The sequence below is a fragment of the Myxococcus guangdongensis genome, assembly GCF_024198255.1.
In the GTDB taxonomy this organism is placed as follows: Bacteria; Myxococcota; Myxococcia; order Myxococcales; family Myxococcaceae; genus Myxococcus; species Myxococcus guangdongensis.
Genome location: NZ_JAJVKW010000003.1, coordinates 751,481 through 774,868, shown reverse-complemented (window position 1 = coordinate 774,868; position 23,388 = coordinate 751,481). Strand labels below are relative to the sequence as shown.

The window sequence follows — 23,388 nt, the reverse complement described above, 5'->3', positions numbered from 1 at the left end:
CTCAGCGCGCCTCGCGCCTCACGCCCGACGGGCTCCCGTGTCGTTGGGGCCAGCCGAACGTCGACTCCTGGAGGCCCATCCCGTAGGCCTCCACGCGCCAGACGCCGTCCCGCTCCAACACGACGAGCAGCCGGCCACCGGAGAACGTGCTGCCCGCGACGCGCGTCGGTCGTCCCGGGAGCGCGCACATCTCCACCTTCTTCCCTCGCGCGAAGAACTGGAGCCACACCTGCCGCCCGTCCATGAGTTCGGCGTCGGCGAGCACGCCCACCGCGTCGCCTTCGATGAGCGTCGCGTCGTGGAACGAGCCCGGCACCTCCTCGAAGGGCAGCGCGTCCACCTCCCACACCACCAGCCCCGTGTTGGAGTCCACCGCGCGCAGCACCGTGCGCTCCTCGTCGGGCTCACATGGCAAGCCGTCCGTACGCGAGCAGGAGCGCGCGAACACGTAGCCAGGGTTCCCCGCCGAGGACAGCAGCGCGGGCTCCGCCAACGGCGTCAGCGTCCGTGAGCCCGCGTCCCAGTCCACCGTCACCGGAGCGCCGCCATCCGTCGACACGAAGGCCCGGGTGCCCACGAACAACGTGCCCCCCGCCACCGCGAGCGACGCGCTCCCATTCGGGACACCCCCCTCCGCGAGCTCCGAGATGACGAGCGCGCCACCATCCGGCTCGAAGTCCGCGCGCTCCAGCCGTCCATCCACCGTGTACCGGAACACCGTCTCCTCCGCGTCGAGCGCGACCCGCGCCCCACCACGCCACGCCTCCACCGGCCCCGCGCGCAGCACCGTGCCCGCGTCCTCACGTCCCGCGAGCCAGACCCACCGCGTGCTCTCGGGCACCGCCACCACGCCGCCATCCTCCGGCACCGGGCCCCACGCAACATGGGCCACCACGTCCCCCGCCGCCGTCAGCGCGACCTGCCCCGCCTCCATGTGTCCCAGCCACGGCCCCGCATTCGCCGGCGCGCCGAGCGAAGTCCACGAGGCCTCCCACTGTCGCGCACCCGGCGTGCGCGGGGCATACGACTCCAGCCCCTCCGGCGCCGCCACCACCACCCCCGCATCCGACGCGGCCAGCAGCGTGCGCGCACCACCATCCGGATAGGGCGACTCGAAGCGCAGCAGGCCACCTTGTGTGAAGGACACGAGCCGGCACCCCGCGTCCTCGTCACACACCGAACTGAACAACGCACCGTCCTGCACGAGCAGCGCGGGAGCGCCCACGGGCTCACCGCCGAGCTGCTGGCTGAACTCCGCCTCCAGGTCCCCCGCGTCGGGCCGCTCGCACTCGCCATCCTGACAGGTGCCCTCGCCACGGCACGCGGTGGCGGGAGCGCACACGATGCCATCCGGCGTATCGAACTCGTCACACGAGCCGTTGAAGCACAACCGCGCCGACTTGCAGTCCCCCGGCCCACACGGGATGAAGTCCTCGGCATCCACCTCCTGGCAACCCTCGTTCCGGTCGCACACGCCCACCTTGCACCGGTTGCTCGGCGTGGGACACACCACCGGAGCCGTCACGCATCCCTGAGAGGGCGAGCACGCGTCCACCGTGCACGGGTTGTCGTCATCACACGTGCGAGGGGAGCCCACGCACGCACCCGACTCGCAGCGCCCGTTCACCACGCAGCGACTGGTGGGGATGCAGGTGGCGCCATCGTCCAGCGCCCGCTCGATGCAGGTGCCCGTGGCCAGGTCGAAGCGCGACTCGTGGCAGGGGCTCGACGGCACGCACGCCAGTGGCCGCACCCCCAGGCCCGTGAGGCGCACCGTCTCCGTGTGCCCCGCGCCCGTCAGCGTCAGCGTCCCTTGCGCGGGTCCATTGGCCGCGAGGAAGTCCACCTCCACCACCGTCGTCCCACTCCCCGGCACGGTGACCTCCGAGGTCGCCACGCTGAAGGGCGCGCCCGAGGACGCCGTCACCGAGAGGCTCGCGCGTCCGGTGGCCAGCAACGTCACCTGCTTGCGCGTGAGGCTCCCTTCCAAGGCGCGACCGAAGTCCACCTCCGTCTCCTGGGGACGGAAGCCCTGGCGCGCGCCGCCCGTGCCCGAGTCATCTCCACAGCGACAACCCGTCAGCGACAGCACGAGCGCGACGAGCAGGAGCGTCCACGAAGAGGTGCGCGAGGCCATGCCGCGACTCAAGCGCGCCCGGGCCGCCCCTTGCAACGTCGCCGTGGAGCGCCGTCGTCCCGAGGACTCAAGGCCCCGGGGCCGGGGCACGTCGCCGGGCGAACATGCGCACGCCCACCGCCACCACGCCCACCACCACCAGCCCCACCACCGCGTACTGGTAGCGGCTCATCAAGGCCGACAGCTTCTCCAGGTTGCCGCCCACCGCGGCCCCCAGCGCCAGCACCAGCCCCGTGTGCGCCATGGCGGACAGCGCGCCCAGCCCCAGCGCGTTGATGCGCGGCACGCGCGAAGCACCCGCGGCGACGAAGATGAGTCCCCGGATGCCGGGCAGGAAGCGATTGGCCAGCAGCAGCCAGGGCCCGTTGCGGCGCATCCGGGACTGCACCTCGGAGAGCCGCGCGTGGCTGATGCCGAAGTAGCTGCGCCCCGGGTTCGCGTCGAAGCGCCCCGCCAGCCAGTGTCCCACCGCGTAGTTGATGGCCGCGCCCACCACGCTGCCCACCGTCACCACGAGGAAGACGAGCACCATCGACTGCTCGCCGCGCACCGCGTACACGCCGCCCAGCAGGGTGATGGTGTCACCGGGGAAGGGAGGCACCACGTACTCCAGCGCCGCGGCCACGCCCAACACCAGGAGCCCCAGCGGGCCGAGCGCTCCGATGAGCTGGTCGATGTATTCCACCATCCGCGCGAACGACCTCCTCCAGGTGCCAGACATCCGTCATAAGGCAGCCCTGGCGGAGGGGAAAGCGCGAGCGGCCACTGGTGAACAGTGCAACAGCACCGTCGTGTCCGGGACGTCGGCTATGCTCCGCTCCGGACTCGGGAGTCGGAGGCACCCCCATGATTCTTCCGCGCTACTGGGACAGGCTGACCACCTCGCTGCACGTCGTCGACCTCCGAGGGAATGCCGACGAGGCCTGGCGGTTCCTCGTCTACCAGGGGCTCGTCGAGGACACGCCCGAGGGCCGACGCTTCTTCGCGGGCGCCATCCAGCGAAGCCAGAAGTGGAGGGGCTACGAGAGCGGCGGCGCGGTGGGCTTCATCGCCAACGAGCTGAGGAACGAGCGCCTCCTGGAGTTCAACCAGCCCCGTGACCCCGATGGCCACGGCGCGAAGCGGGCCTTCCGCCTGTGGAAGCGCAGGTCCCTACCAGAATGACGCCCTCTCGCGGACCGCGACGAGCGCGAGCGATGTCCCGCCGGGGCGAAGACAGACGACGCCCAGGATGTCAGGGCGCTCACCCTGCCAGGAGCCCTTGAACTGGTACCAGGTGCAGGCATTCCAGCGCTTCTCGGGAGCATCGCCGGCCCAGGAGACCTCGATGCCACCGAGCGCCTCGAGCGTGCGCCACAACGCCAGACGTCCATACGCCGCGCCCAGCCACCCGCGCGCGCGTGAGGCCACGCGCGAGAAGAAGAAGTCGGCCACGCGCGACAGCTTGTCCCGCTCGCACACCACGAAGGCCGCGTCCTTCATGAGCGGCAGGCCCAGATCGATGAGCAGGGACGTCATCGTGTCCGAGGGGGCCTTGGGAAGCGCGGGACGCAGCTTGAGCACCCGCTGCTCGATGGCGTCGTGAGGCCCCTCCCCGTCCTCCGAGACCAGGACGGCCGCGAGCGCCGCGGGCACCGGCTCGTCCTGGGTCGCCAGCCGGATGTCGGGCGTGGTGTACTCGTCTTCTTCGTCCTCGTGTGACGCCGAGGACAACCTCTCTCCGAGCGTGTCGTACGCGTCGATTTCCTCCGTCCCCATGAGGCGCCCGAACGAGGACTCCCAGCGTCGACGCTGGAGCGGCAGCGCCGCCAGCGGATGACCGCGTCGCGCCAGCTCCGCCTGGAGCGCCAGGACACCGGGCGCCGAGGACAGGTCCGCGCCGCGCAGCACGAACTCGTGGACGCCACAGGCGAACAGCTCCAGCAGGTCCTCGGGCCCCTGTCGGGAGGAGAGCAGCTCCACGAAGCTCGTCACGGGGCGATGGGTGGCCAGGAGCGCCGCCAGCTCCTGCTCGCGTCGCGCGGCAAAGAGACGCCCCTGGTAGCGCGCGTCACGCGGCTGACGAGCGACCTCCAGCAGGGCCAGGGCGCTGTCCACGTCCCCCGCCTTGGCCAACACCTCCTCCAGGTGGTCCGAGAGGGCGTGCAGCCGCTTCCGACCCTCCGCGGGCGTCGAGGCCTGCCGCGCCTCCAACTCCGCCGCGAGCGCCACCAGCGCCGGATAGGCCCGCTCTTCTCCCAGCCGGCCGATATGCCCCCGCGCCGCGTTCAGCCCGTCACGGGTGGAGATGTCGTCGAGGAACGCGCTCACCGTCGAAGTCATGGAATGCGAGTCTACAAGGGAACTGGGGTCCGGGGGCACCTCGACGAAGGGGCCCCGCGTGCGTCTCGACCCCCTGGGATAAATCGAAACAACCCAAGACAAATCGTCGATACGTATACCCGGCTCCTCTGCAATTCCTGGCCGAACGCGCGCTCTGGGTATGGGGTGGTCTGCTTGCTTTTTGAGTGAGTCCTCTTTTATGAGGGAGGTGCGCGTCCACGCAGCACCGGGCCCACGCGTGCACCCTCGCCAGGATTCACCGTCTGACGGCGAGCAGTGCGCCATGGCCGCCCGTTCGCGCCTCGCGAGCACCCCGCTCGTTCACCACGAAAGCACCCCATGAAACGACCACCCGGGTCCCACACGCGTGTGTGGCGACTCCCGCCGTATGTCTTGGCATTACTCCCATTGTTTGTCTCGAGCCTGGTCCTCGCGGCTCCGGCAAGCACTCCCTCCAACTCCACCTCGGCCCCCAGCGCGAAGTCGGGAGCGCAGCTGCTGCCGCCCCCGGGCTGTCCCGACTGTGAGCCCGAGCCCATCTGCGACCCGGAGATTTGCGACGGCTTCGACAACGACTGCGACGGGCAGATTGACGAAGGCGTCAAGCGCACCGTCTACCGCGACGCGGACGGTGACGGGAAGGGCGCGGGCCCCGCGGTGCAGGGCTGCGTCGATTATGGCTGGGTCACCAACAACACGGACTGCAACGACTCCAACCCCTCCGTCTGGCAGGCCGGCCGCTTCTACCGGGACGCGGATGGAGACGGCTTCGGCAATCCCAACCAGTGGTTGGACTCCTGTGGCGTCCCCGCGGGCTACGTCTCGGACGCCACCGACTGCAACGACGCCAACGCCGGCGTGAAGCCGGGCGTCATCAAGTCCTGCGGCGTCGGCGAGTGCGCGCGCACGGTCCAGGCCTGCATCAACGGCGTGGAGCAGGCCTGTATCCCCAAGCCCGCGTCCGCCGAGCTTTGCGACAGGGTGGACAACGACTGCAACGGCGTGGTGGACGACCTGCCGCCCATCACCTGTGGCACGGGCTACTGCCAGCGCACGGTGGCCGCCTGCGGCAACTACTGCGAGATGGTGGAGACGCAGCCCAACAAGCCGCCCGTCGAGGTCTGCGAGTGGATGGCGAACAGCTGCACCCCGGGCCAGCCCAGGGCCGAGACCTGCAACAACATCGACGACAACTGCAACGGCACCATCGACGACGGTGTCATGACGACCTACTACCGTGACAACGACGGTGACGGGTACGGCACGGGCGCGCCCATCGGCATGGCCTGCACCGTCCCGGGTGGGGCCGCGCCCAATGCCTCGGACTGCAACGACAACGACTTCAACGTGAAGCCCGGGGCCGTGAAGCAGTGTGGCGTGGGCGAGTGCCGCGTCAGCGTCCAGTCCTGCGTCAACGGCGTGGAGCAGACCTGCACCCCGCGGCCTCCCAGCCCCGAGATTTGCGACAAGGCGGACAACGACTGCAACGGCGTGGTGGACGACCTGACCACCTATTGCGGCGTGGGTGCGTGCCGACGCAGCGCTCCGGCCTGCGGCAACCTCTGCGAGTGGGTGGAGACGCAGCCCAACAAGCCGCCCGTCGAGGTCTGCGAGTGGGGTGAGTACGGCCTCTGCACGCCCGGTGCGCCATCTCCCGAGGTGTGCGCGAACGACATCGACGAGGACTGCAACGGCTCCGTCGATGACTCGAGCAACAGCGCCGCGTGGCTGACCTTCTATCCGGACCAGGACCATGACGGCTTTGGCACGGATTGGAACGCGACGCGGGCCTGCCACCAGCCCACGGGCACGGTCCGCGTGGGCGGGGATTGCGACGACACCCGCGCCGACATGAAGCCAGGCGCCGCCGAGGTCTGCGACGGCATCGACAACAACTGCTCGGGGACGCTGGACGAAGGAAATGTCTGCGACCAGTCCCTCTGCCAGTAACCCCCTTCCGACTCATCACGGTCCTTTCCCAATGAGACACGACTCACGACCTCCACGTCCCCCCGGGCGCCTCAAGCGCTTCGCGGCGAACGCGATGCTGTTCTTCTATGGCACGCAGCTGTTGAGCGGCTGCGTGCCCGCGGGCTCACCCTCCGACGAGCCTGGCGCCGCGGGTGAAGTCACACGGGCCCGGGCCGCGCTCGACAACGTCCCGTTCGAGCTGCGCTCCGACACCCTCCTCCCCACCACCTCCGCCACGCCCGAGGCCCCCGGCATCACCCCCTTCACCGCGGACGTGACGCCGGGCGGCTCGGCCGCGGTGTCGATTCCGCTCTGGGTGCCGCCGGGACGCGCGGGCATCCAGCCCTCGCTCTCCATCGTCTACGACAGCCAGGGCAGTGACGGCCTGCTCGGCCCGGGCTTCAACCTGGCGGGCCTGTCGCAAATCACGCTCTGCTCCAACTCGTTCGCGCGCGACGGGAAGCTCCACGCCGCGGACACGCGTCACTGGATGCTCTCCGGAGGAGTCCAGGACTACACCCGCGTCTACTGCCTGGATGGCTCGCGGCTGGTGGGCTCCACCTGGGACAAGTTCACGACGGAGGCGGACCCCTCCACCGCCATCTCCATCACCGGCGGCAACCACCTGGAGGCGTTGACCTTCGAGGTGCGGGGACGCGACGGGCTCATCCGGACCTACGGCAGGACGACCACCGTCACCGGGGCGCAGCGGGACGACGCGCTCGTCCGGGGCTTCCACTCGAAGCCCGTCCGCGGAGCCAACAACACCGTCGCCTCGACGGACAACCAGGCGGTGATCATCACCTGGGCGCTCGCCTCCGTCCGGGACCGGTTCGGCAACCGGATGGATGTGCATTACGACCAGGCGCCCGCCATCGACGCCTCGTCCGTCGCCTGGCACCGCCCTTCGAGCATCACGTACACCGGCTTCCGCCGCGAAGCCATCAACCCGGAGACCGGCTCGACGCAGGTCACCGTCGAGGAGGGCCAGCGCGAGGTCACCTTCGAGTACGAGTCCCGGCCGGACACCTTCACCGGATACCTCTCCGGGGTGAAGGTCGGACGCGACTTCCGCCTGTCACGCATCAACATGAAGGGCCCGGGCCTGGCGCCCGGCGCGAGCACGCTCTCCAAGGTCCCGCTGCGCTCGTACAAGCTCAAGTACTACCAGGGCACCGTCAGCCAGCGCAGCCTGCTGACGGAGCTGCGCGAGTGCGATGGCGCAGACGTCTGCAAGACGCCCGTCCGCTTCGACTGGGAGCAGGGCTCCTGGGACTTCGACTACCCGACTCCCATCAACGTGAGCAACGCGAAGGCGGGCGCGGGGCTCAGCGCCTTCGGGCTGGGCGCGGGCCGTCAGGGCCTCGCGTACTTCACCGGCTCCGTCCTCATGCAGGAGCGCGACCTGGGTCCCCCCGAGTTCATCACGGACGTCACCATCCAGAACTGGGAGGACCGGATGCGGCTGTTGCAGTACCCGGACGCCGCCTCCACCACGCTCGACCCGTCGGACGTCAGCGGACTGGTCCTCTGGTATCCCTATCTCGACGCGGATGGGGGCCCCTTTGGCGGTGGAGACTCCAACCGCTTCTGCGGCAAGCGCGCGGACCGGAACCTCTTCCCCCTGGTCACGGACTGGGATGGCTCGGGCCGCTCCTCGGTGGTGGGCCTCTCGTGCGCCTGGAGCGTGTTCCCGGGCAGCCCCTTCCTCACGCCCGCCTATGCGCATCAGGTCTCCCGTGAGGTCAATGAAATCCACTGGGTCGGCTCCGAGCTGAATCCCCAGTACTGGCTGGACGTGGATGGTGACCGGCGCAACGAGCGCGTCTGGGTGGGCCGGCACCAGGTCGACCTCGAGGATACGAGCAACCCGAACAGTCAAATCGTGCGGCGGGTCGTCATCACCCAGCCCGTCCCCTCCACCCTTCGTCCGCCCATGGTGCCCGCCATCCGGGCGAACACCATGTCACCGGCGCTCTACGGCCAGAGCACACGCGCAGGTGTGCGCGTGGCGGACCTGGACGGCACCGGCAAGATGAGCCTGGTGGGCCTGGGCTCGCACCCGGACGCGAGCAGCTTCCTGGATGCGGTCAGCTTCCAGGAGGTGACCTCTGGCAGCACCACGGCGGGCCAGCTGAACATCGTGCCGACCACGCTGCGCAGGCCGCCCGGCCTGCCGTTCTTCTTCCCGAGCCTCTACGCCTTCACCTTCGACTTCATCGACGTGAACGGTGACGGGCTCCAGGACGCGGTGACGCTGGGACAGCTGCAGGCGACCGACACCCGGCTCAAGCTCCGGGTCCAGTTCAACACGGGCAAGGGCTTCACCGAGATGCGCGAGACGGAGCTCCCCGAGAGCTTCAGCACCGCGCTGCTGGGCGCGAAGACCGAGCACGGCGACTTCGACGGCGACGGCCGCGTGGACCTGGCCGTCTTCCGTCCGGGCCACCCCGTCCAGGTGCTGCTGGCGGGCACGCGGGGTGAATTCACCCAGCTGTTGAACCTGTCGATTCCTTCCAGCGGCGACAGCAAGGACTGGTCGCAGGTCATCGACGTCAACAACGACGGCCTGTTGGACCTCACCTATCGCGTGGGCAACGAGCTGCGCATCGCCCGGCGCCAGAAGCCGGTGGACGAGCTCAAGCGGGTGCACGGCAACGTGCAGCTCGCCACGTACCAGGGCTACTCCGGCCTGAGCTACTCGTTCGATTACGCGCCGCTCTCCCAGACCCAGCCGCACGGCGCCGTCACGCCGAGCGAGCCCTTCTATTCCAGGAGCTATGCGGAGACGACGACGAAGCCGTGGCTGCGCCTGGCGCCCGAGTCGATGCGCGTCGTCTCGCGCATGTCCATCCACTCCAATGAGCAGCACATCCAGAGCTGGCGACACCTGTATCGCAACGGGCTCTCCGACACGCGCGGGCTGGGCTGGAAGGGCTTCGGTCAGCGCATCGTCATCGACGAGGTGACGGGCGCTCGCACCACGACGACCTACGACAACATCTCCGCCGTGGAGGGCGCCGAGCGCAAGGCCATGGCGCCCCTGGCCCACCTCCCGGTGGAGGAGCTGACCGAAGTCCCTCTGGACGCGAACACCCGGCTGGAGACGAAGCGCCAGTGGACGTACGCCCGCACGACGCAGCCCTACACGCCGGCCTATCAGCAGTACGCCACGCGAATCTCCGAGACCGTCAGCGAGCGCCGGGGTGGTTCGGTGACGCCCGTGTCCGAGAAGGAGACGCTCACCACGCTGGATGCCTACGGCACGCCGGTGTCGCAGACCGTGCTCACCCACGGCGCCACGACGACCGAGCAGCAGAAGGCCGTCACCACCCCGGACTTCAACACCACCACCTGGCTGCCCCAGGGCACCTGGACCGTCAGCACCTCGTGGATGTCCTGTCCGAGAGCACCAGGGGTGGGCTGCAGCGGCCCGCCCGCGCCCGCCAACGTCCGCACCCTGCAGGTGACGCATGACGCCCAGGGACAGGTGGCGTCCACCGAGAACGAGCCGTCGCTCGTCGGTGAGTCCTCGACGGCCACGACGTCCGAGACCTACCTCAAGACCACCTTCGCGCGGAACGCCAAGGGGCTGGTCGAGCAGGTCCTCCAGCAGGGCGCGAATGGTGTCATCCGCACCGAGTCGGTGACGTACGACAGCGTCGACCAGACCCAGCTGGCGAGCACCACGGACGCGGCGGGGCTCACCTGGAGGTACCTCTTCCATCCGGGCCTGGGCGTGCTCGCCCAGACGAAGGACCCGAACGACGTCCACGTGCGCCTGCAGTACGACGGCTTCGGCCGCCAGCGCATCGCGACGCCGCTGTACCAGGGCCCCTCCGCGGCGCCCGCGAACAGGTCCATCGTCGAGACGTTCTACGAGTGGAATGGCACGCTGCCGCAGCACCGGACACGGGTCGCCACGGGCAACGGAGCGTTCGACGAGAGCATCACCCGGTTCGACACGCTGGGCCGGCCGGTGACGACGCAGTCCCCGCGCTTCGATGGCCAGCCGGTGACCTCCACGCACACCTACGACGTGCTCGGGCGCGTGGTGAAGACGGAGATGCCTCGGACCAGCGCCGAGCAGCCCACCTGGGAGATCCACGAGTACGACGCGCTCGGCCGCGTCACGGCGCGCCGCTTCGCGGATGGGACGACGGGGCCCAACGGGAGGCTCATCGAGAGCATCAGCTATTCGGCGCCCCTGCCCTACGCCTCGCAGGCGACGTCGACGGACGCGCTCGGGCAGGTGAAGAAGACGCTCACCGACTTCCGGGGGTTGATGGTCGAGGCGACCGAGGCCCTGGGCACGGCGAAGGCGGCCACCATGAAGTACGCCTATGGTCCCTTCGGCCGCCTGGAGCACACCGACGACCCGGCCAACCACCGCAGCTCCCGCTTCTACGACGCCGCGGGACGACTGGAGCGCACGGTCGACCCCAACTCCGGGACGCGGCTGTTCGTCTACAACGCCTTCGGCGAGCTCAAGAGCCACTCCGACGCGCCGGACGGAGCGGCGGGGCGCATCACCACCACCTACGAACGGGACCTGCTCGGCCGTGTCCTCGCGGCCACCAATCCGCGGGAGTCCCTCCAGTACTGGTACGACGAGGGGCCGGGAGGAAAGGGCCGACTGACCCGGGCGAGCCGCACGCCCACGGGGACCTCGGCGGGAGCCGTGGACACGGCCTACCTCTACGACGTGTTCGGTCGGGAGACGGGGCTCGCCCAGAAGGTGGACGGCACCACGCGCACTTTGGGTCGCGAGTACGACGACTACGGCCGCGTCAGCCGCCTCATCTATCCCGCGCAGCTCAACGGGCAGCCCTTCACGGTGGGCTATTCGTACACGGACCGGGGCGAGCTCTCGAGCGTCTACCGCGCCAATGGTCTCGGGTCCTACTGGCGGGCCTACGAGCGGGACAGCGTGGGCCGGCTCAAGACGGCCCACTACGGCAACGGCGTCTCGCGCGTCTTCCGCTACGACACGCAGGGACGGCTGCGCTTCACCGAGGCCAAGAAGAACCTCACCGACGTCCAGCGTCTGGCTTACGAGTACACGGCCAACAGCAACCTCTCCGCGCGTCACGACCTCATGGTCGGCGTCACGCAGAAGTACACCTACGACGCGCTGGACCGGCTCGAGCGCTGGAAGGTCCAGCAGGACTGCCAGACGCTCGACGTGCAGTTCCAGTACGACGCGCTCGGCAACATGCTCAGCCGCTCGCCGGTCTCCGGCTGGGAGCCCTCCGCGAGCTTCCAGTACACCGGCGGCACGTCGGGAGGACCGCACGCCGTCAAGCAGGCGCAGCTGGGCGCCGAGTCCTTCACGTACGAGTACGACCACCGCGGCAACCAGCTCGCGACCCGTAATGCCCAGGGCGCGCTGGTGCGCTCGGTGCAGTACACGCCCTCCAACCTGCCCGAGAGCATCTCCGCGTCGAGCGGCACCGTCCGCTTCGACTACGACGCCTCCGGCACCCGTGTCCGCAAGCACTCCGAGGACGGCCAGGACGACACCGTCTACGTCGGTGGCCTCTACCAGCGCCGCAAGCAGGGGCTGACGGTCACCCACATCGTCAGCATCCCCAGCCCCGAAGGCGTCGTCGCCGAGGTGTCCTGGCAGGAGGGCTCGACGTCGGAGTCCACGCGCTTCTTCCTCAACGATGCGCAGGGCAGCCCCGACACGGTGACGGACGCCTCCGGCGCGGTGCTCGAGCGCATCAAGTACGAGCCCTTCGGAGGCAGGCGGCAGACGACGAACCTCGCGCAGGCCTCGACGACGAGCCACACGGGCGCGCGATGGGGATACACGGGACACGAACAGGATGACGAGCTGGGCCTCATCAACATGCGTGGGCGCATCTACGACCCGCGGATGATGAAGTTCCTCAGCGTGGACCCGGTCATCGCCGAGCCGGGCTCCGCGCAGGCCTACAACGCGTACTCGTACGTCCTCAACAACCCCACCCGCTACACCGACCCCAGCGGCTTCACGCCGTATGGGGGGGAGCTGGTCAGCAGTTGGGGCACGGGTTGGACGGGAGCGCCGCAGTCGCACCAGAGCCGCATCATGAGCGCGCTGGAGCGGCACCTGTCCATGCCGGGCCCGTCCTTGTACCTGCCCAGCATCGACTTCAAGGTGCCCAGCATCCAGTCGCTGGACGACACGAGGACCCAGCCCGATGCGCGTCACACGAACGACATCGGTCAGAGTTCGGGCTCGTCCAGGAGCGGGCTGACGTCCCTGCTCACGACGGCCTCGAGCACGTTCGACACGGTCGCCGACAAGGTCCCGTGCGGGATGATGGTGAGCTGCCATCTGAGCCGCGCGATGACGAAGTCGCAGCTCGAGAGCATGGTCAACGCGTCGACGCTCTATGACCGGTATGCGCCGGTCAGCAAGCTCGCCGCGGCCAGCTTCGCCATCAACGAGTTCATCCCGTTCGTGTCCGCGGGTGAGAGCTACCTCGAGACCAAGAAGTCCTGTGGCAAGGGCGACGCGGGAGGCTGCGCCGTCGGCGTGGGGAAGACGACCTTCTACACGCTGTCCTCTGGCGCCAGCCTCTTGTCGCTCATCGAATCGGGCGCTGGCGTGGCGGGCGTACTCAAAGCCCCGGTCTCGAGCGCGCGCAACGCGATGAACCAGGTGACTCGCTCTCTCGGGGGTCGAACGCTCCCACCCCGCGGCCACTTCTCCATGAGCAAGAACGCGGCGGGTGGAGAGGTCTGGACCTCCAACGGGGAGATCATCCAGATGGACTTCGCGCACCTCGTGGATGAGGCCCGTCTCAAGGGCGATGTGCACATCCTCTCAGGCGTACACGGCGAGGCGAATGGCAGACGGATTCAGGACATGAGACTCCACAAGGACGACAGGTACCGCTGGAGAAACTCGCCCAACGTGACCGTCCACGACATCAACAAGCTGTCTCCCGAGGAGATCACGAACATCCTCCGGGGTGAGGGAAGCATCTTCGGGGCCTTCTGCTACAGTGACCGCTGCCTCGCGCCCTTCAGGTAGGCACGACATGACCCAGAAGAAATTGAAAGAGTACAAAGGGTTTATCTGGACTCGGGACCTCACTCGGCCGGGCCTGCGAGTGAGCGTGATGGCGACGGACCCCGAAGAGGCCTTCGACATGTTGGAGGAGAAGCATGGCAAGGGCACCGTCCACGACCTGCACAACGAAGAGGATGCGAACACGATTCGCTGACCGGGCTGGCTAGAAGCGCCAGTCCGGAGTAGCTGAGGAAGGGCTCGCGACTCTCCGGTCGCGGGCCCTTCTTCGTGGGGGACACAGGCCCGACAATCCGCCGATGCGGCCTGAATCCGCGCTCTACCGGGCTGGCTGACGGGCGCGCATCCTTGAAAGACTCATCCGACTTTCGAGGACACGTCATGGCCCACGACCACGCTGCGCATTCCGTCCAACACATCGTTCCGGGCTTCGGCGCGGACCGCGCCGCTCACTACGACGCCCAGGCGGCCCTCAGCCTCGCGGGCGTCCAGGCCATGTACGAGCTGGTGGTGAGCGCGATGACCTCCCGGCTCGATGGCCAGAAGGACGCTTCCTTGCTTGCCGTGGGCCTGGGCACGGGGATGGAGTTGCTGCCCTACCTGCGCTTCGATGTACCGGGCTGGCGCTTCACGGGCATCGACCCGTCCTCGGCCATGCTCGACGTGGCCCGGAAGCGCCTGGAGACCGAGGGGCTGCTCTCTCGTACCCATATCCACGTGGGGGAGCTGAAAAGCCTCCCAGAAGGACCTCCGTTCGACGGCGCGCAGATGATGGGCATCCTGCACCATGTCGAGGGGGACGCGGCCCGCCTGGAGCTGCTGCGCGAGGTGGCCCGTCGGCTCAAGCCCGGAGCGCCCCTCGTCATCGGCTGCCGCGTCGGAAAGGACCCGGTGCTGACGGACGTGGAGTTCCGCCGCCTGCGCGCCCATGGAATCCCCAAGGAGGAGCTGGACCATCGTCGCAAGCTCTTCGACGCCAAGGTGACGCCCATCGAGTCCGACGCGGCCCTGGCTGGAATGCTCGAGCAGGTGGGCTTCACGGCGCCCAAGCCCCTCTTCGTCTCGCTCCAGTTCAAGGTGTTCCTCACCCAGTCCGGGACTGCGTCCCAAGGCTGAGTCCCGCGTGGTGGACCCGGTAACGGAGCCACGCGACTGACGCATCCAGGACCCGGACGCTGCACTGGCGCACGGGCCCACCCAAGGCTCACCCATTCCAGCGTGAGAGTTCGATCGCCTGAGCAGAGGCTGGATCGACCCACTTCCTGGTCACCCCCAGCAGCAAGCTTCTGGCTGTGCATCATCGGCTTTGGACTCGAGTCCCGTGTTGCGGACTCGTACCGGGCCCTGCGCAGCCCTCCGTCGAGGAAGACCTCCGGCGCGTCCGTTGCACAACAGCGGACCACGCGAGCCCACTTCGACGGCACGGCCGAACACGGCCATCCCGACGCATGCCAGAGCATCGCGAGACCCTCGTCGCTCGACCGAAGGCTCACACCATGACTCAAGCGCGTCGCTCGCCACCCCGCGGTGCTTTCCAGGCATTGCTTGTTCCTGCACTCCTCGTCCTTCTCGTCACACCCCCCGTCCTCGCCTCAGAGCCCACGCTGCCGATGTCCAAGGTCGATGCAGGCCCCATGGCAGCCCCCATGGCCTGCAATGGTTGCGAGCCGTTCCCCGACCCCAACCCCGAATGCACTCCGGAGGTCTGTGACGGCGTCGACAACGACTGCGACGGGCTCATCGACGAAGGCCTGATTCTCACCCTCTACCGTGACGCAGACGGTGACGGAAAGGGCGCGGGCGTCGGGAAAGCAGCCTGCGCCCAGTCTGGCTGGGTCAGCAACAACAGCGACTGCGACGACAACAACGCCTCCATCTGGCAGTGGCGGAGATATTACCGCGATGCGGATGGCGACGGTTTTGGATTGCCATCGACCTGGAAGGACTCATGCGGACAGCCCTCGGGCTACGTGACGGATGCGACCGACTGCAATGACGCCTCATCCGCCGTCAAGCCGGGCGTCGTGAAGTCCTGTGGCATCGGAGCCTGCGCGGCCAGCGTGCAGGCCTGCATCAATGGAGTCGAGCAGGCCTGCACGCCCCGGCTTCCCACCGAGGAGGTCTGCGACCAGATCGACAATAACTGCAATGGCCAGGTGGATGACCTTCCTCCGATCTCCTGTGGTATTGGATTCTGTCGGCGCACGGTGCCTGCATGCGCCACCCTCTGCGAACTGGAAGAGCGCCATGACGGGAAGCCCCCCGTCGAGGTCTGCACCTGGAGACCCAACTACTGCGTCGCTGGCTCTCCCAAGCCCGCTGAGAGCTGCAATGGGGTTGACGACAACTGCAATGGAATGACGGACGAAGGCGTGCAACTCACGTTCTACCGTGACGAGGATGGCGACGGCTTCGGCGCCGCGAGCGCCCCCATTGGCAGTGGTTGCAGCGTCCCTTCTGGGGCGTCCCTGAACAGCCAGGACTGCAACGACAAGAACGCCGCGGTTCACCCGTCGGCCCAGAAGACCTGCGGCGTCGGCGCGTGCGCGAACAGCGTCCCGGCATGCCGCAATGGAGTCGAGCAGTCCTGCACGCCCCTGCCTCCTGGCGAGGAAATCTGCGACCAGATCGACAACAACTGCAATGGGCAGGTGGACGATGTCCCTCCGAAGAGCTGTGGCGTAGGAGCGTGCGCGCGAAGTGTTCCCGCCTGCACCACGGCATGCTGGATGGAGCCGAGCCGTGACGGCAAGCCTCCACGAGAAGTGTGCGAGTGGGGAGACTACGGCATATGCGTTCCCGGAGCCCCAGTCCCGGAAGTCTGCGCCAACGGCATCGACGAAGACTGCAATGGACTGGCTGACGATTCGACCCATTCGAATGCATGGCTCGACTTCTACGCCGACCAGGATCAAGACGGATATGGCGCCACCTGGATGAGCACACGAGCGTGCCGCCAGCCCGAGGGCACGACTCGAGTTGGCGGAGACTGTGATGACACCCGGTCCACCGTGAGGCCCGGCGCCGCGGAAGTCTGTGACGGCATCGACAACAACTGCAACGCAAACATCGATGAAGCGGGCATCTGCGAACAGTCGCGGTGCCAGTAACACGAGTCCATTGACTGCAGCCCCAGGCGGAAGCCCTCCGTCCTGCTCGGAGTCCATTGCCATCATGAGTCCAGAAAAACCCCATCATCATTCCTCGTTGCGCAGGTTCGTCGCCGCGCACGTCATGCTCTTTGTCTATGGAGCCCAGCTCGTCAGCTGCGCGCCATCCAGTCCTCGGGATCAGGAGGTAGAGCACAGCACGCAACTCACCAAGGCGCTGGGTGCGGCCCAGAGCATTCCCTTTGAACTGAGGCAGGACACGATTCTCGCCACGGGGCCGGCGGGGCAGTCGACGCCAGGGGCCATCCCGTTCTCGGCGGACGTCACGGCCAGCGGCTCAGCCGCGGTGTCCATCCCCCTCTGGGTTCCTCCCGGTCGAGCGGGAATCCAGCCTTCTCTCTCCATCGTCTACGACAGCCAGGGGAGCGACGGCATTCTTGGTCCGGGCTTCAACCTCGCGGGGCTGTCGCAGATCACACGCTGCCCCAATTCTTTTGCGAGAGATGGAAAGCTCCACCCTGTCGAACTGAACCTCACGACCTATATCCCTGAGCTCAATCATTACTCGAGGGTCTACTGTCTGGATGGGATGAGGCTCGTACCTGCCCCCTCCGGGCAGAACCACTTCAAGACCGAGCAGGACACATACTCATCCATTCGCATCCCCCCGGGCAACAGTCCCATCGATCCAGGCACGTTCGAAGTTCGAGGGAAGGATGGGCTCGTCCGAACCTATGGTCGCGGCACAGGGGCAAGAAACGATGCCATCCTTCGTCTCGAGCAGGCGGCCGCCATCGCCTGGGCCCTTTCCTCTGTCGAAGACCCATTCGGGAACCGCATGGAGATCTTCTATGCGCAAGCTCCCGCTGGAGCGAACACGGGTCTCTGGCATCGCCCCACTCGAATCGTCTACACCCAGTTTCGCAACGCGTCCGGCTTCATCGAGACAGGGCACCGAGAGGTCACCTTCGAGTATGAAGAGCGGGCAGATGCTTTCTCGGGATACCTGAGTGGCGCTCCGGTTGGCCGAGACTTCAGGCTCTCGCGAATCAACATGAAAGGGCCGGGTCTCGCACCTGGGGCGACTTCTCTCTCGACGGTCCTGCTGCGTTACTACGACTTTGACTACACGGAAGGAGCTGTCAGCAAGCGCAGTCTCCTGACGACACTGCGCGAGTGCGACGGCAGCAACATCTGCAAGCCGCCTTTGCACTTCGAATGGGAGCAAGGCTCCTGGGAGTTCCAGACTCCCCCTGCCACGAATGTCAGCGATGCCGCGGCAGGAGCGGGTCTCAACTCCTTTGGATTGGGGGCTGGACGTCGAGGCGTCGCCTATTTCGTTCGTTCCGAGCGACTCCAGAAGAGGGATCGACACTACCCGTCCGAACAGCATCCTCTCACCGACTACACGGAAGAGAACTGGCAAGACATCATGCGGGTCCTTCGGTTCCCGGATGCAGCGTCCCCCACGCTCGAAGCATCTGACTCCGTTGGCGCCGCATTGTGGCACCCATGGTTCAATATCGAAGGCAGCGTCATCTTCGAAGATGGAGGAGATGGCGATTACTGCGGCAAGAGACACGAGCGAGGTCTCTTTCCCGTGGTGACGGACTGGGATGGCTTCGGAAAGTCTTCAGTCACGGCTCTCTCGTGTTTCTGGGATGTGCCCCACGGCGGCATATACCCCGCGCCGATGTACGGTTATGCCCACAAAGAAGCAGGAGTCACGGAGATCGCCGGCTCAGAGCCAAACTCCCAGTATTGGCTCGACGTCGACGGGGACGTGAGAAACGACCGAGTCTGGATGGGGCGACACGAGGCTCGGCTCCCCTCGCCCCTGAATAGCATTCAAGTCTTCCCTGCGACCCGACGCAGCACCAAGCTGACTCCCGCCGGATTCTTCTTGCCTTCTCGCTTTGGCGTCCGCGCGGTGGACCTCGATGGCAGCGGAAAGATGAGCCTCCTCGGCGTCGGACTCAACGGAGGCGGACTTCTCGATGCACTCTCCTACTCGGAGTTCTCCGATGACAATCCTGACGTAGCTGAGATGAAGGTCATCAAGACCCAAATCAAGGAGCCCCCGCAGCGACCTCCATATTTCGGCTCCACGCGCGCCTTCACGTTCGACTTCATTGACGTCAATGGAGATGGACTGAGTGACGCCGTCACGCTTGGCGACATGTATGTGACTGATACAGCGCCAGAACTCTGGGTCCAACTCAACTCTGGAAGAGGGTTCAACCCCGTCCGGGAAACCGTGCTCTCCAGCGACCTCGCGACCCTGTTGGATGGAGCCAAGACCGAACACGGTGACTTCGACGGTGACGGACGCATCGACCTGGCCATCTTCAAGCGAAACACCCCTGTCAAACTGTGGCTGGCTGGCCCAAAGGGGGACTTCACCCGTTTCGAACAACTGGCCTCCGTCCCCAGCGGAGACAACCTCGAATGGGCCCAGGTCGTCGACGTGAACAACGATGGATTGCTGGACTTCACCTACCGGCAGGGCAACGAGCTTCGCGTCGCACTGCGAAGCCACGCGACGGATGTCCTCAAGGCCGTCAGGTTCAATCAAGACGCCAGCTACTCCTTCACCTATACCCCCCTGTCACAGAAAAACCCTCTCGGCAGCGCTCCTCCTATCGAGCCGTTCTACTCGAGTTCCTACATCGAGGATGCCCAGAAGCCCTGGCTCCGATTGGCGCCTGAGTCGATGCGCGTCGTCTCCAGCATGGCGCTCAACGTCAACGAGCGTCGGGTGAACAGATGGCGTTATCTCTATCGAGATGGCCTCTCCGACACTCGAGGATTGGGGTGGCTCGGCTTCGGCCAACGAATCGTCATTGACGAAGAGACGGGCGCCCGGACGACCACGAGCTTCGACAACATCTCCACGCTAGAGGGCTCGAACCGAAGGGCCTCATCCCTCCAAGCGCACCTCCCGCGCGAGGAAGTGGTTGAAGTCCAGGTGGACGCCAACACCGCGCTGCGGACCCAGCGAAACTGGACGTATGCGCGGGCGCCGCAAGGCTATGCCCCCTCCTACCAGCAGTACGCGCGGCGATTCGTGGAAACGGTACGAGAAGTCAAGGGTACCTCGACGACCGTGGTGTCCGAGAAAGAGAGCCTGCTTGAGCTCGACGACAAGGGCACACCCATCTCTCAGACATCGCTCATCCACGGGGCCGACAAGACCGAACAGGTTCGGACGAGCATTGAACCTGGCAACTTCGACTCCGTGAACTGGGTGCCCACCGGGGTATGGACCGCCACGACCTCTTGGATGTCGTGCGCCCGAAGTTTGGAGATGGGATGCCAGAGTCAGCCCGCCGCGGCCAATGTTCACACGAAGCGGATGACGTACGGCACGCGAGGCCAACTGGAGAGCACCGAGACAGCACCATCTCTCGCAGGAGAGGCGGTGACGCCGACGACTTCGGAGACGCATCTCAAGGCGGTCTTCGCTCGAAACGACAAGGGGCTCGTCGTGCAAGTCTCCCTGCATGGCAGCGGGGAAGTGCGCACGGAGTCGGTGAGCTACGACGACCTGGATCAGACGCAACTTGCGACAACGACGGACGCGGAGGGCGCGACCTGGCGCTATCTCTTCCATCCGGGTCTCGGCGTTCTCGCGCAGACGGAAGACCCCAACGGGGTCCAGATGCGCGTTCAATATGATGGCTTCGGCCGCGAGCGAATCGCGACTCCGCTCTATCAAGGGCCATCGTCCGCACCTGCGGACAAGTCCATCGTACGAAGCTTCTACGAGTGGCAGGGCTCGACGCCCCAGCTCCGCGTCCAGGCAGACACGAATACCGGCGCGACAGGAGTGACCGAGGCCACGACATCGTTCGACGCCCTCGGCCGCCCGGTATCGCACCGTGCGCTGCGGTTTGATGGACAGACGGTGCTCTCCACCACCGACTATGACGACTTGGGGCGCGTGGTGAAGCAGGAAGCCCCTCGGCTTAGTACGGAGATGCCGTCATGGGAGGCCTTTGAGTACGACCCGCTTGGACGAGTCACGGCACGCCGCATTGCCGACTCGGCCACCGGACCTCGCGGAATGCTCGTCGAGACACTCTTGTACACATCGGCTGCGCCCTACACTTCGCAGGCCGTCTCAATCGACGCGGCCGGGCAGATGAAGCGGACGCTCGTCGACTATCGCGGATTGATGACCCGAGCAACCGAGGCGCCAGGAACGGCCCTGGAAGCAACCATGGCCTACACCTATGGCCCCTTTGGTCGCCTGGAACACGTTGACGACCCCTCTGGGAACCGGAGTTCCCATTTCTACGATGCGTCTGGACGACTGGAGCGCACGGTCGACCCCAGCGCGGGAACAAGACTCTTCCTCTACAACGCCTTTGGCGAGCTCAAGAGTCAGTCTGACGCTCCGTCTGGGACGGCAGGGCGGCTGACGACTACGTATCAGCGCGACCTCCTGGGGCGGGTCCTGTCGGCGACCAACGAGAAGGAGCGCTTGGACTACGTCTATGACAGTGGTCCAGGCGCGATGCGACGACTGTCGCGCACGACCCGTACGCCTGTTGGTAACCCTGATGGAATCGTCATCAAGGACCATGTGTACGACCCCTTCGGACGCGAGACGGACACTGCTTTGAGAGTGGGCGGCGAGACATTGGTGATGAGTCGCGAATACGACGACTTCGGGCGAGTGAAACGGCTCACCTACCCGGTCGCGCGCAATGGAGTGCCCATGACATTGGGGTACTCCTTCACGAATCAAGGGAGTCTCGCGACCATCTACTCGACGAACATTTCAAGCCCGTTTGCCATCTACTGGCGAGCGTACGCGCGAGACAGCGTGGGTCGACTCAAGACGGCCCATTACGGCAATGGCGTTGCGAGGAGCTTCCAGTACGACAGCCAAGGGCTGCTGCGCTATCAGGAGGCTCGCCACGACGGCAACAAAATCCAGAGCCTCGCCTACGACTATACCTACAACGACAATCTCGCTTCGCGACACGACCTCATGCTCGGCGTCACGCAGAAGTACACGTACGACGCGCTCGACCGACTTGAGCGATGGAAGGTCCAGCAGAACTGCCAGACGCTCGACGTGCAGTTCCAGTACGACAAGCTCGGCAACATGCTCAGCCGCTCGCCCGTCTCCGGCTCGGAGTCCGCCGCGAGCTTCCAGTACACCGGCGGCACCTCGGGAGGGCCTCACGCCGTCAAGCAGGCCCAGCTCGGCGCCGAGTCCTTCACGTACGAATACGACCACCGCGGCAACCAAATCGCGATGCGCGACGCGCAGGGCACGCTCGTGCGGGAGGTGCAGTACGCGCCCTCCAATCTGCCCGAGAGCATCACCTCGTCGAGCGGCACCGTCCGCTTCGACTACGACGCCTCCGGCACCCGTGTCCGCAAGCGCGCCAGTGATGGCTCGGTGGAGACCCTCTACGTCGGCGGACTCTACCAGCGCCGCAAGCAGGGGCTGACGGTCACCCACGTCGTCAGCATCCCCAGCCCCGAGGGCGTCGTCGCCGAGCTGTCGTGGCAGGAGGGCTCGACGTCCGAGTCCACTCGCTACTTCCTCAACGACCCGCAGGGAAGCCCCGACACGGTGACGGATGCCTCGGGCACGGTACTCGAGCGCATCAAGTACGAGCCCTTCGGTGGCAGGCGCCAGGCGACGAACCTTGCGCAGGCCTCCACAACAAGCCACACGGGCGCGCGCCAGGGCTACACGGGACACGAGCAGGACGACGAGCTGGGCCTCATCAACATGCGGGGGCGCATCTACGACCCGAGGATGATGAAGTTCCTCAGCGTAGACCCAGTCATCGCCGAGCCGGGCTCCGCTCAGGCCTACAACGCATACTCGTACGTCCTCAACAACCCCATCCGCTACACCGACCCCAGCGGATTCACACCCTACGGAGGGAGCCTGGTCAGCAGCTGGGGCCCAGGTTGGACGGGGGCGCCGCAGTCAAACCAGAGCTTCATCACGAGCGCCCTGGAGCGGCACCTGTCCATGCAGGGCCCCTCGCTGTTCCTGCCCAACACCGACTTCAAGGTCCCCAGCGTCCAGTCGCTCGACGACGCGAAGACCCAGCCCGATGCCCATCACACGAATGACATCGGACAGAGTTCCGGCCCTAGCGCTCGCGGCCAAGTATCCCCCCTGGCATCATTCTCAAAAGAGGACGAGCGGACGCATGAGTCTGATCTCACCTCAATCATGGCAGGCTATGACGTCCCTGTCGCCCTCAAGCCAATCGGCACAATCTTCGCAGCCAAGCTCATTCTTACCTGGGTCACAGGCATCGGACCAGTCAACACAAACTATGAAGACGGCTCCCTTCCCGCCAGACTCATGAGGGACACGCCAGACTATCGCACAGCACGCAAGCGATACGAAAATGCAAGCATACTTGGTGGCCGATACGAAGACGCTATCCTTCGAGTCAGCAACCCCGACGGAATGCACTATCCGTTCTGGATTGGCACCCACGGAGCCAGTTTCAAGCCGCATCCCGATCAGAAATCAATGACGGTCACCCTATTCAATGCCACATCACTCACATCCGCCCGACGCAACAACCTAGACACCGGCGTCAAAAACACCACCCCGAATTGGGAGCGGTGGCCAATTCTGGACGCGAAGAATCCAATACTGAGAATCTTCCTTTACACGCTCGCAGTGCGCGCCAGGATTGATTTCCCCAATTGGGGATTACCCTTTGGCAACACCTACCAGACCTTCACCTGGAGAGAGCCCTTGCCAGGAATCCCTCCGAAGGACCAGAATATGCCGGAGTCGGAACCATAGACCGTGCCCTGTGTCGCAAGCC

The 23,388-nt window shown here is 66.3% G+C and carries 10 protein-coding genes; 7 read left to right on the top strand and 3 right to left on the bottom strand.

The features are described 5' to 3' along the window. Position 1 precedes the first annotated feature (1 nt). Positions 2–2,137, bottom strand: coding sequence for a hypothetical protein (locus tag LXT21_RS12575; protein ID WP_254038356.1), 2,136 nt, complete (start codon positions 2,135–2,137; stop codon positions 2–4). A 67-nt stretch (positions 2,138–2,204) separates the two neighbouring features. Next, the gene (locus LXT21_RS12570) at positions 2,205–2,825 is read right to left on the bottom strand and encodes a DedA family protein (RefSeq protein WP_254038355.1); all 621 of its coding nucleotides are present in this window, start codon (positions 2,823–2,825) and stop codon (positions 2,205–2,207) included. 158 nt (positions 2,826–2,983) lie between these two features. Between LXT21_RS12570 and LXT21_RS12565 the strand changes: the two genes are divergently transcribed. Next, entirely contained in the window at positions 2,984–3,301 is a 318-nt protein-coding gene (locus tag LXT21_RS12565) for a hypothetical protein (protein WP_254038354.1), read from the top strand. On the opposite strand, the gene LXT21_RS12560 is transcribed toward LXT21_RS12565, so the two are convergent. Next, entirely contained in the window at positions 3,290–4,459 is a 1,170-nt protein-coding gene (locus LXT21_RS12560) for a DUF6183 family protein (RefSeq protein ID WP_254038353.1), read from the bottom strand. The genes LXT21_RS12565 and LXT21_RS12560 overlap by 12 nt on opposite strands. Positions 4,460–4,867: 408 nt before the next feature. Here LXT21_RS12560 and LXT21_RS12555 point away from each other — a divergent pair, with 408 nt between their 5' ends. The 6 genes from LXT21_RS12555 (at position 4,868) to LXT21_RS12530 (ending at position 23,366) form a co-directional block, all read left to right on the top strand. Next, complete coding sequence (locus LXT21_RS12555; protein ID WP_254038352.1) at positions 4,868–6,409, top strand: putative metal-binding motif-containing protein; 1,542 nt, start codon at positions 4,868–4,870, stop codon at positions 6,407–6,409. 94 nt (positions 6,410–6,503) lie between these two features. Continuing rightward, positions 6,504–13,457 (top strand): RHS repeat-associated core domain-containing protein, encoded by a 6,954-nt coding sequence (locus LXT21_RS12550; protein WP_254038351.1) that lies wholly within the window; start codon positions 6,504–6,506, stop codon positions 13,455–13,457. Between the two features lie 7 nt (positions 13,458–13,464). Continuing rightward, a complete protein-coding gene (locus LXT21_RS12545) occupies positions 13,465–13,650 on the top strand; it encodes a hypothetical protein (protein ID WP_254038350.1) in 186 nt (61 codons plus the stop codon). Positions 13,651–13,835: 185 nt separating this feature from the next. After that, a complete protein-coding gene (locus LXT21_RS12540) occupies positions 13,836–14,570 on the top strand; it encodes an SAM-dependent methyltransferase (RefSeq protein ID WP_254038349.1) in 735 nt (244 codons plus the stop codon). A 494-nt stretch (positions 14,571–15,064) separates the two neighbouring features. Further along, the gene (locus tag LXT21_RS12535; protein WP_254038348.1) at positions 15,065–16,564 is read left to right on the top strand and encodes a putative metal-binding motif-containing protein; all 1,500 of its coding nucleotides are present in this window, start codon (positions 15,065–15,067) and stop codon (positions 16,562–16,564) included. A gap of 64 nt (positions 16,565–16,628) precedes the next feature. After that, positions 16,629–23,366 carry an RHS repeat-associated core domain-containing protein gene (locus tag LXT21_RS12530; RefSeq protein WP_254038347.1) on the top strand — a complete coding sequence of 2,246 codons (6,738 nt, stop codon included), beginning with the start codon at positions 16,629–16,631 and terminating at the stop codon, positions 23,364–23,366. The last annotated feature ends 22 nt before the right edge of the window (positions 23,367–23,388 follow it).

Bases quoted from the DNA above. Each gene is read 5' to 3' on its own strand.
- LXT21_RS12545 (WP_254038350.1), top strand. From the start codon at position 13,465: ATGACCCAGAAGAAATTGAAAGAGTACAAAGGGTTTATCTGGACTCGG.
- LXT21_RS12560 (WP_254038353.1), bottom strand. From the start codon at position 4,459: ATGACTTCGACGGTGAGCGCGTTCCTCGACGACATCTCCACCCGTGAC.
- LXT21_RS12570 (WP_254038355.1), bottom strand. From the start codon at position 2,825: ATGGTGGAATACATCGACCAGCTCATCGGAGCGCTCGGCCCGCTGGGG.
- LXT21_RS12530 (WP_254038347.1), top strand. From the start codon at position 16,629: ATGAGTCCAGAAAAACCCCATCATCATTCCTCGTTGCGCAGGTTCGTC.
- LXT21_RS12575 (WP_254038356.1), bottom strand. From the start codon at position 2,137: ATGGCCTCGCGCACCTCTTCGTGGACGCTCCTGCTCGTCGCGCTCGTG.
- LXT21_RS12540 (WP_254038349.1), top strand. From the start codon at position 13,836: ATGGCCCACGACCACGCTGCGCATTCCGTCCAACACATCGTTCCGGGC.
- LXT21_RS12535 (WP_254038348.1), top strand. From the start codon at position 15,065: ATGTCCAAGGTCGATGCAGGCCCCATGGCAGCCCCCATGGCCTGCAAT.
- LXT21_RS12550 (WP_254038351.1), top strand. From the start codon at position 6,504: ATGCTGTTCTTCTATGGCACGCAGCTGTTGAGCGGCTGCGTGCCCGCG.
- LXT21_RS12565 (WP_254038354.1), top strand. From the start codon at position 2,984: ATGATTCTTCCGCGCTACTGGGACAGGCTGACCACCTCGCTGCACGTC.